6 protein-coding genes are annotated in these 10,477 nt (G+C 68.6%); 2 read left to right on the plus strand and 4 right to left on the minus strand.

The annotated features are described in order from the left end of the window. Nucleotides 1–35: 35 nt before the first annotated feature. The 4 genes from DLJ58_RS02315 to DLJ58_RS02330 all read right to left on the minus strand — a co-directional run bounded on the left by DLJ58_RS02315 (nucleotide 36) and on the right by DLJ58_RS02330 (nucleotide 5,922). Entirely contained in the window at nucleotides 36–2,675 is a 2,640-nt protein-coding gene (locus tag DLJ58_RS02315) for a hypothetical protein (RefSeq protein WP_148097968.1), read from the minus strand. A 340-nt stretch (nucleotides 2,676–3,015) separates the two neighbouring features. Next, nucleotides 3,016–4,041: a hypothetical protein gene (locus DLJ58_RS02320; protein WP_124853633.1), complete on the minus strand. Its 1,026-nt coding sequence runs from the start codon at nucleotides 4,039–4,041 to the stop codon at nucleotides 3,016–3,018. Then, on the minus strand, nucleotides 4,038–5,510 hold the full coding sequence (locus DLJ58_RS02325; RefSeq protein ID WP_158629536.1) for a KAP family P-loop NTPase fold protein: 1,473 nt from the start codon (nucleotides 5,508–5,510) through the stop codon (nucleotides 4,038–4,040). The genes DLJ58_RS02320 and DLJ58_RS02325 overlap by 4 nt, the downstream gene beginning before the upstream one ends. 232 nt (nucleotides 5,511–5,742) lie before the next feature. Beyond that, complete coding sequence (locus DLJ58_RS02330; RefSeq protein ID WP_124853635.1) at nucleotides 5,743–5,922, minus strand: hypothetical protein; 180 nt, start codon at nucleotides 5,920–5,922, stop codon at nucleotides 5,743–5,745. Between the two features lie 215 nt (nucleotides 5,923–6,137). Between DLJ58_RS02330 and DLJ58_RS02335 the strand changes: the two genes are divergently transcribed. Together DLJ58_RS02335 and DLJ58_RS02340 are read left to right on the plus strand one after the other, a co-directional pair. Further along, nucleotides 6,138–9,983, plus strand: coding sequence for an nSTAND1 domain-containing NTPase (locus DLJ58_RS02335; protein ID WP_124853636.1), 3,846 nt, complete (start codon nucleotides 6,138–6,140; stop codon nucleotides 9,981–9,983). A 153-nt stretch (nucleotides 9,984–10,136) separates the two neighbouring features. Beyond that, nucleotides 10,137–10,477: carbohydrate-binding protein (locus DLJ58_RS02340; protein WP_341869891.1), on the plus strand; the 341-nt coding region annotated here is incomplete at its 3' end.

The raw sequence follows: 10,477 nt of genomic DNA on the forward strand, positions 1-10,477 counted from the left end.
GGAACTCCCGATTCCCTCGCGGTAAGCGGTCGGGGTCAGGCCGTGCCGCGGTCGACTCCCCCGTCTCGGAAGAAGAGCAGTTGCTCGACGAAGAGGTACAGCCGCTCGATCTCCGTGGTGAGAAGTAGCTGGTCGTGCCAACCCAGGCCCGATGGCCTGAAGGGGGACAACAGATGCGAGGCTTGCCGAATACTGCCCTCGGACACCTCGGCCAGCGCGTCCAACAGCAGGTCCGGGTGTCGGGTAGGACCCGTTTCGTACAACTCGCCGGCCGCACCTCGGCCCCTCGCAACATCCAGCACGAAGAGGATTGCCGGGTCGGTCTCACCCGGTACGTTTCGGTCGACCTGGCCGACGACGCCCGGGTACGCCGGCTGACCCGGCCCACCGACTGAGGGCGTTGCCTCGTTCTCGTCCGCCCTCTGCTCTGGCCGTCCCACCCACGGGCGATCGAGATTCGCCAAGGCGATGAGCAGCCGTTGCGCCGGAGGCCGCCGGGCGATATTCGCCCAGCCGTCGATCCGCTGATGCTGGATCTGATACGGAAGCTCGACATCGGCGGCTTCGGCCGCGGTAACGCCGTGGGAGCCACCAGACGGGCTTGAGGATTCCGCCTCGGCGCCCTCCGACGAGGGCTGACCCTGTTCGGTCAACTCACCGAGGACGTTCATGACGGCACGGCGGACCACCGCCACTCGCTCGACGGCCAACGCGGACCTGAGCATCCTCCGATTGACCTTACGGGGCCTCGTCAGCACGAAGCCGTACCGGCGGTGGGCACTCGTCAGCACGAAGCCGTAGCGGCGGTAGGGATCAGCGGATTCGAGATCGGACCAGAACGGGTCTTGCAGCAGCCACCGGAGCAGTTGCAGTGGAGCCCGTATCAGGGCAGGTCCTCGATTTCGGACCCGGTCCGCACCGATGCGGTCGAGTTCCGCCCTCGACGCTGGGGCACTGGCCCGAGCCGTACTGCTTCGGTTGCCCTGGACCAGCACGAGGAAGGCGAACGCGAAAGCGAATGCCGCCACCAGATACAGCAGGTTGTCCGGCAGGGCTTCACCGACCGCCAACGAGAGGATCACCGCAGCCGTCGTTGACAGCAGCGTCAGCGAACCAACGAACCAGTCGCGCCGCCGATGCCTCAGGTAGACCTCGTGGATCTCGGCAAGTTCCTCCCGCTCTCGCCGAGCCCGAACCGCCTCGATCCTGTCCACCAACCGCCGCCGCTCGTCCGGCCAGCGGAGGGCCAACTCATCGAAGCGCCGTTCGATCTGGCTGTCGACCTGTCGCCTGTTCGCCCCGTGGATCGAACGCCGCAGCGCATCGGCGTCACGGGACCGGTCCAGCCCGAGGTCGGCGAGTTCGCCGTAGAGCCTGGGGAAGTCGACCGGCTCGTCTCGCCTCGTGCCATGCTGCTGAACTCCCCCGATCAGAGCCGCCAGGGCCCTTGCCAGGGATTCGCCATCACGGTAGACGAGCACCTCGTCGTAGACATCCCGCAGCAGGCGCAGCACCTCGGTGCTTGCGTAGCCGATCACGATCAGGACGTGTCTCGGCTGGATGCCGGCCGGCACGGCGGGGCCGCCCGTGCGGTCAGTCCTGATCGGGGGCATGGTGAGCCGAACCGCCACGTCCTCTTCGGCCCGCTCGGTCTCGTCGGTGTAGAACATCGCCTCGCTGAGCCTGATCAGGAGGCGTTCGCCGTGCCGGGTGTCCACCGTGTAGTGGAACCCCAACTCCGGATCGCGGGTGACCGGCCCGATGTGCCGCAGGACGCGGCGGATGGCCCGGTCGACGCCTTCGCGGTCGAGAACCGTGAGATCGTCCGGTACGTCGCCCGCTTCGATTTCCTTTGCGTCCGCGTCCAGCGCGTCGAAGGACTGAAATGCCAGCTGCAGAAGGGACCGCGGAATGCCACCGCTGTTGCGGAGGAGCTTGCGCATGGCGTCGTCGCTGAACGGCCAGGGGGCCCGGTAGCTCGGCGACATCTGCGTGCCGAGGGACGCGACAACGTACCGGCCGATCAGATCCCGCGCCTCGTCGGGCTGCAACGTCGAGCAGGCGATCTCGTTCGCGCCAAAGCGTTGCCGCAGGTCCTGCGGGAGCATCTCCCACGCGCGGTCGTTGCTGGCGACGATGAGCATGCCCCTGAGGTCGGGAATCGCCTCGACCAGGGAGTGCAGCAGCCCAGCCCCCTCCGGTACCACATGCTCCTGGGCATCCAGGAGCAGCTTCTCGGCCTGGTCGAGGATGAGCACGAGCGGCCGACCCGCCTGCTCGCAGACCAGCGTCAGCAACTGAAGGCCGTAGCGGCACTGGTCCGGCGTGTCGAGCTGCCGCGAGATGCCAACGCGCCGCAGCTCGGGTTCACTGACCTGCCGCCCGAGCAACCAGTCGTACGCAGCATCCTTCAGGTCCGGTTCGAGCAGGTAGGTCAGGGCACGCTGAAAGTTCTTCTCGTCGCGTACGGCGTCCCGCATCCGCTCTGCTTGCGCCTCCAGCAGCAGACCGCGCTCCAACAGGTGGTTGTCGAACATCTGCAGCAAAACGGCGGGATCCCCGCGGAGGTCGTCCTGGATGTCGGAGGTCCCCGGCGACGGGTCGGCCACGGCCGACAGGGACCCGAGGAACCGCAGTGCCAGCTGCGTGAGGTCGGAGAGGGAGAGCTGCGCCATCAGCCGTCGGTACGCCTGCACGAAGTTCGGGCCGTCGAGCTTGACGTACAGCGGCAGCACCTTCGCGTCGCCGGGGTGGGTGGCGATCTGGCCGACGGCCACCCGGATGGCGTGGGTCTTGCCGGCACCGTGGGCACCGTAGACGTAGGCGACCTGGCCGCTGGAGACGCCGCCCAGCTCGTGGGACCGGCGGAACCTGCTCGCCAGCAGGCTCAGCCGGCGGACCTGTTGCAGGTCCAGCGTGGGCGTGGTGCCGGCCCACCTCTGGTACGACTCCGCGAAGGGCCCCTCCTCGATGGCGGTGGTGGCCTGCGCGGGAAACGGATTCAGCCGGGGCAGCTCAGCGGACACGACGCAAGCCTCCTGCGTGGGGCGGAGCACTCTCGGCCTGTTGCACGGATTCTTCGATCCACTGCGCCGGGATGCGCAGGTTCCGCGCGGCGGGCCAGCACTCGTCCCCGTCATACTTGCGCAGCCTCCACTGCAGCAACCAACTGAGCCAGTGCAGCGCCCGCCCGACAGGCGGGCGGCGCGCGTCGAAGGTGTCCCGGATACCCTTCAACTCGAAGGGACACTCCAGGTCGGCCGCCTCGTGCTGCCACCGATTGCGGGCCAGCAGGTCGACGTCCTCTCCGCTCAGCAGCGGCACCTGCACCGGCAGTGCCCACCGCCGCCAGCGTTCACGCTCGTTCATTCGATCCAGGTCGGCGGTGTCGGCCGTGTGGTAGTCGTCCCGGGTGACGACGATGAGAAGGTCGACCCGTGCGAACACGACGGCCAGCGTGTCGAGGAAGTCGTCTTCCTGCATGCCCTCGATCAACAGGCCGAGCGTGTGGGCCGGCTTCATCCGCTTCCGCATGTAGTTCGCCAGGAAGCCGGCCTGGGCTTGCAGATCGAGAATCTCCGGCTGGGTCGGGCCGTTGGGGACCACCTCGAGCAGACGGTCGCGGTGCTCGCCCCAGCCCCCCAGCTCCATCAGCTCGTTCCGGATCGCCTTCAGCACTTCCTGCGCACGCTGGAGGCTGTCGTGATTCTTCTCGTCGTACACCACCAGCTTGAACGTGTCGTCCAGTTGATGGAGCTCTCTGTACTGATGCGCGATGAGCTTGGCCAAGGAGGTTCGGCCGGTGGCCTCGCGGCCGGACAGCAGGAAGGCGGCGGCCCTGCCGTTTGCCGCAGCCTGCCCGAGCTGCTGCTCGATTTCGTCGAACGGCGCCGCGACGAAGTCCAGCAGCAGGGCACGATCCCGCTCGTTCCGGGGATCAAGATCACGATGACGGTACGGGTCGCCCTGGGTGAGGCCGTACCGTTTGAAGTCCACCTGTCCCTGCGACTTGCGGGCCCGAGAGCCGACGCCACCGCTCATGCCGCCCGCCCGCCGAAAAGGGTGAGGTAGTCATGGATGCGGTCGTGCTCCTCCGCAAAGGTGGACGCGTCGAATATCTCCTTCAGCTCGGGATGTCGTCGGTAGTGCGGTGCGACGGCACGGTACAGGAGGGCGCCTGAGTCGTCCCCGTATCGGCTGCGGAAGCCGTCCTCGGTGAACTCGAGGCGATCCCGGTACAGACACTCAAGAACCAGCAGCACCCGCGGGTCGGTCAGTACGGCGGAGAACAGCCTGGGCACCTGCACCCGCAGTACGGCCAACCGAACCACCAGGTCGTCGTGCAACTCGTCGAGGCCGGGAGTCCCGGCGACGATCGCGGTCGTGACGGTGAGGAAGTTCAGCACCCGCTTGATCTTGCGAGGATTCGGCCTCAGCACCGCCTGCAACAGGTCGCCGTGCCGAGCCAGCAGATCCGGGTGAGCGTGCGCCTCGACCAGTTGCCGGACGCTGCGGGCGTCCAGCGGCAGCAGGTACAGCGGTAGTTGGATCATCTTTTCGAGGTACTCGTCTCCGATGTCCATCATGCCGTCAGGGTCCAGGCCGAAGCCCTGATACTTGATGGCCACGCCGCGGTCCACCAGTTCCTTCGAGATGGCCATCAACACAAACACCCCGGGCACGTCGAGGAAGAGCTTGACCGACTCGAGCAGATCCACGATCTGATCCGGTTCGCAGCGGTCGATGTCGTCGATGAAGAACACGACCTGCGCGCCCTGACGGCGGATGCCCGCGACCTCGTCGCGGAGCAGGTTTCGCAGGTTCCGCAGCTGGCTCTCGACCTGGCTCCGCTGCGCCACATAACGTTCGACAGCCTGGTCGTACTTGTCCATGGTGAGAAAGCCGGCGGTGAGGGTGGTCAGGAGTGCATCCGCAGTGAGGGTTCCGGCGACGCTGGCGACCCGGGTCACGGTCTGAGCGAATCGCTTCTTGCGATCCGCCAGCAGTGTCTCCTGAAACGCGTGCAACAGTGGCACGAGCAGGTTCGGCTCGTTGCGGTACACCCAGGGATTGAAATGCACCCGGACGAAGGCATCCGGGCTTTCCTCCCCCAGCCGCTGATCCACCATCGTGAGGACACTCGACTTTCCGCTGCCCCACTCGCCGAGCACACCAACGGTGAAGGGTGTCGTGCTCGTGGGGCTGGTCAACAACGAGAGGATCGGCTCGACGTATCGGTCGAACCGCAGCTGGTCCTCGTCGCAGCGGACGGGCGCGTCGGACAGGACGGCGAGGCCGGTCATCGCTCTTCCGATCGTCGGGGGCACGGTGGAGAAGATGAGCATTCGTGTCGGGTCTACGTAGCGCGTCGGGACTGTCACCTTAAGACAGACGCGCCCGGGTTCGACCACCGCCGATCGGTCGAGGCGACTGACCAAGCGTCGTACCCATGGGTCTGCGACGCCAGCGGCGGCGGACGTGTGTAGGGCAGGTTCGTCGGTGAGGACCACGAATGGAGTGTGGGAAACGGATTTGGGCCTTGGCCACATGCCGGATGACGTGGGTTTTCGCGATCAGTGGAGGGACAGCCATGCGGTCGTTCACTGCGTGCAGACCCGGTCTCGGCACCAGGTGGAGACGCGCGTTCGTCGGGGCCATAAATAGTCAGGATGACGACACGGCCGGGAGGACGTGGGGACGGCTGCCGTCCCGCCCCCACGTCCCGTCTTCGGGGGAAGCCGCTCAGCAGACCCGATCGAGCGCCTGTCCGTTGGAGCCGATCACGGCGGCGCCGTCGGTGAGCACGGCACCGCAGTTGCTCAGGTAGGCGGCTGCGGGAGCGGCGGACAGGACGAGGGCGCTCGCCACCGCGCCGGTGTTCAAGGCCGCCACCACGGCGCCTCGGAGTGTGCGGGTTCTCATCACCGGGCTTCCTTCCAGATCGGGAGATCGCGTGTCCGGTTCCCGTCTGATTCCTGGGACAACCGGTGGTCGGACACCAGAATTGGCCCGCCGCCCCAGGGCGGGGAAGCCTCGGGCGCGACTCCGTACGAGGCCGTACGCCCTGGTCCCGTGCGCGATTGGTGGCGCACCGAATCCGTGGCGTGCCGATTCCGTGCTTGAGCAGGGAGGCGTCGGTGTCTGAACAATCCCCGCCCGGTCCCGACTCGATCCGTACCCGGCAGGACTTCGCCCGGGAGCTGACGCACCTCCGGCAACGGGCGGGCCTGTCGGTCCGCGATGTCGTGGCCGCCCTTCCTCGCCAGGGGCGACGGCACGGGACGATCGGCGACTGGTTCGCCGGACGCGGCCTGCCCCAGCCGTCCTCCCACACCCTCTTCGAACAGGTGCTCCGCGCGTGCGGAGTGACCGACGACGACGTCTCGCGGTGGCTGGCCGCACTGCGCCGGGTACGCCGGACCCGGACATCCCGGCTCGGCGAGGAGCCGTATCGCGGGTTGAACCGGTTCGACACCGACCACGCCGGCTGGTTCTTCGGCCGAGAGAGGCTGACCGACCAGCTCGTCGAACGGGTTCACTCCCTGCGACAGGCCGGCGGTGGCATCCTGCTGGTTACCGGAGCGTCCGGGATCGGGAAGTCGTCCCTGCTCCGAGCCGGATTGATCTCCACGATCAGGGCGACCACCGACGGCGACGCGGCACCGCCCGAGACCGTCGTCCTGACTCCCGGGACCCGGCCCCTGCGGGCGTGGCAGGAACGAGCCACCGGCCTGGACTTCGCGGGGGCGCCCGTGATCGTGGTGGACCAGTTCGAGGAAGTGTTCGCACCGGGAGTCGACGCCACGGAGTCGGACGCCTTCGTCGCAGCCCTGGTCACCGCGACGGAGAAACGGGGCGAGCCCGCCGCGACGGCACGGGCCACCGGGGCCGAGCGGCTGGGTGCCGTCGTCGTCCTGGGGCTGCGAGCCGACTTCTATGCCGACCTGCTCCGCATTTCGAACCTGGCAGTGGTCGCCCAGGAACACCAGCTCACGGTGGGACCGATGACCGCCGCCGAACTGCGCCGGGCGATCACCGAGCCGGCCCGCAGAGCCGGTGTCGACATTGAGGACGGCCTCGTCGACCTGCTGCTGAGGGAACTCGCGCCCCGCTCTGGGGACCAGTCGGCGGCCCACGATCCCGGCGCCCTGCCGCTGCTGTCGCACGCCCTGCTGGCCACCTGGGAATCCGGCGGGGGCCGGCTTACCGCCGAACGGTACCGAGCCACGGGCGGCATCGACGGCGCGGTCGCCGCGACCGCCGACACCGTCTACAGCGGTCTCTCCCCGCGTCACCAGGCGCTCATCCGGAGTCTGTTCCTTCGCCTCGTGCACCTCGGTCAAGGCACCGCCAACACCCGGCGGCGGGTGCGCCGCGCCCACCTCCTGCAGGGCACCCCGAGCGGCACCACGAGCGAGGACATCGACGAGGTGATCGACCGCTTCGTCGACCGGCGGCTGCTCACCGTCGACGACGACACCGTCGAGATCAGCCACGAGGCGTTGCTCATCGCCTGGCCACACCTGCGCGGTTGGCTCACCACCGACCGGGCCGGCCTGCTGATCGGGCAGCAGGTCACCGACGCCGCCGAGGTCTGGATCACCGAGCGCCGAGACCCGGCCCTGCTGCTGCGCGGCAGTCGACTGGTCGCGGGCCAACAGTGGCTGGCCGGGCATCCGGCACCACCGGCTCTGCCCTCGCGATTCCTGCGGGCGAGCACCCGGCATGCCCGCCGTCGGCTCCGCCGGCTCTACCAGACCGTCGCGGCCCTGACGGTCCTCACCCTTCTCAGCACGGTCGCCGGGGTGATCGCGGTGCGTCGTACCAGCGAGGCGGTGTCCCTGCAGCACGAAGTCGCCCACCAGCGTGACGAGGCCCGCTCCCGGCTGATCGCAGGCCGTGCCGAGCAACTCCGCGACAAGGACGTCTCGCTCTCCCGGCAACTGGCGGTGGTCGCCCACCGGATCGCCCCGACCACCGAGGCCCGGTCGAGCCTGATCAGCTCGTCGGCGACCCTGCCCGCGATCAGAATGCTCACGGGCAAGAACCAGACCATGTACACCGTCGCGCTCAGCCCGGACGGGCGACTGCTCGCCGCGGCCGTCGACACCACCATTCGGCTCTGGGACGTGGTGAGCGGCCCACGACCCGTGCCGCTGGGCGATCCACTGACCGGCCCGACCGGGCCGGGCTACTCCATCACCTTCAGTCCGGACGGCCACACCCTTGCCGTTGGCAGCGGCGATCACCGGGTGCACCGGTGGGATCTGAGCGACTTGACCAACCCGGTCCAGCTACCGCCCCTGGTCGATGCCGGAAACACCGTGTACTCCGTCGCCTACCGTCCGGACGGACGTGTGCTCGCCGCCGCCAGCGCCGACGGAACAGCCCGCCTGTACGACACCACCAACCGCGCCCGTCCCACCCTGATCGGTGCCGGTCTGGCCTCCCCATCTGGTGCGAAGTCGCTGACCTTCCACCCCGGCGGCCGTATCCTCGCCGTCGGCGGGGTCGACGGGACCATCCGCCTCTGGGATGTCGCCCGCCCACACCTGCCTGGTCGGCTCAGCCAACCGGCCGGGCCGTCCAAGGAGGTTGGCCAGGTCGCCTTCAGTCCGGACGGGCGAACCCTCGCCGCCGGTAGCACCGACTTCTCAACCCACATCTGGGACGTCAGCCACCCCGCTCGGCCGGTTCGCCTCGGACCGGCATTGACCGGGCCGAAGAGTTTCGTCAACGCCGTCGCGTTCAGCCCGGACAGCAGCCTGCTCGGCGTCGGCAGCTCGGATCCGGCCATCGGTGTCCAGATCTATGATCTGGCCAGCCGTCGGATCACCGCCACACTGCCTCATCCGGCTCCGGTAACCGCCGTCGACTTCAGTCCGGACGGCCGGGCGGTGGTCACCAGCTCCAACGACGGTACGGCCCGACTCTGGCCGTTACCCGGCCCGGTGCTCGCCACCCCCGGCGTGGTGAGCGCGACTCTGTTCAGCCCCGACGGCCGGACTCTGGCCGTCGGCAGCACCTCGACTCAGCTGTGGAACGTCGAGTATCCCGACCGGCCCACACCGATCGGCCCAGCCCTGTCCAACCCCGACGGTTTCTCTGGAGCGCTCGCCTTCACTCCCGACAACCGCACCCTGGCCGTCTCTGCCCGCTCCGGCAGGGTGCAGCTGTGGGACGTCTCCGAACCGACCCGTCCGGTGCCTCACGGCCCTACCCTCCAAGCGCATGACCAACTCGTGGAAACCGTCGCCATCAGCCCGGACGGGCGGATCCTCGCGACCGGCAGCCGGGACCACACCGTCCGCCTCTGGAACATCACCCGCCGGGCGGCGCCGACACCCTTGGCCACGCTGCGCGGCTTCGGCAACTACGTATCGAGCGTCGCCTTCAACCACGATGCCAGCCTGCTCGCCGCCGGGAGCATCGATCGGTCCGTGCGCCTGTGGGACACCAGCCGCCCGGACGCGCCAGTGCCACTCGGTGAGCCGCTGACCGCCGGCCATTACGTCTACGCCGTCGCCTTCAGCCCCGACCGCAGGATCCTTGCGATCGGCAGCGCCGACAGCTCCATCAGCCTCTACGACGTCAGCCGCCCCCATCGGCCCGTTCCGGTCGGGGCACCACTGACCGGCCCTACCAACTACGTGTACGCGCTGGCGTTCAACCCCGAAGGGACCGCGCTGGCAGCCGCTGGCACCAGTGCCGGAACCTGGCTGTGGGATCTCAGGGACCGCAGTCGGCCCTCGGTGTTCGCGGTGCTGCCCGCCCCGGGCGGCGGCACCTACGCCGTCGCTTTCCACCGCAACGGCCACACACTCGGCGCCGGGGGCACCGGCAATACCGTCTGGCTCTGGAACACCGACCCGGACCTGATCCCCGAACAGCTCTGTGCCGCGGTCGGCGACGACATCACCCCGGCCGAATGGGCGACCTACGTCCCAGGGCCGCCCTACGAACCGCCCTGTCCCGATCAGTAGTGCTTGAGAGGGCGTCTGATCCGTGCCCGACGTCTACGGCCAACATCCTCCAGGCTCCCCGACGCCCCGCTATCTGTAAACAACCCTTGATATTAAACGTCACGAACGTCAATATGTGGAGGTCGCGGGTCGCCGAAACCTGGGGAGTGGGCCATGAGAAGCCGTCGGATTTTCGCAGTGGTGGCCGGGGCGGCGATGACCGTCACGGCCGCCGTCGCCTTCGTCCCGAGCAGCATGGCGGCCGGGCCCTCGGCCAACGCCGTCCCGTTGGTCGTCTGCGCCGCCCCCACCTGGACCGAGGGCCCCACCTACCAGGCGGGCGCCCAGGTCACCTACAGCGGCCGGCTCTACCAGGCACTCGTCACCCACACCGCGCACCCCGGCGCCGGCTGGAACCCTGCCTCGACCCCGTCGCTCTGGCGTGACCTCGGCGCGTGCTCGGGAACCACGCCGCCGCCCACCACGCCGCCACCGACGACCCCGCCGCCCACCAC

The sequence above is a fragment of the Micromonospora arida genome, from assembly GCF_003857035.1.
Classification (GTDB): domain Bacteria; phylum Actinomycetota; class Actinomycetes; order Mycobacteriales; family Micromonosporaceae; genus Micromonospora; species Micromonospora arida.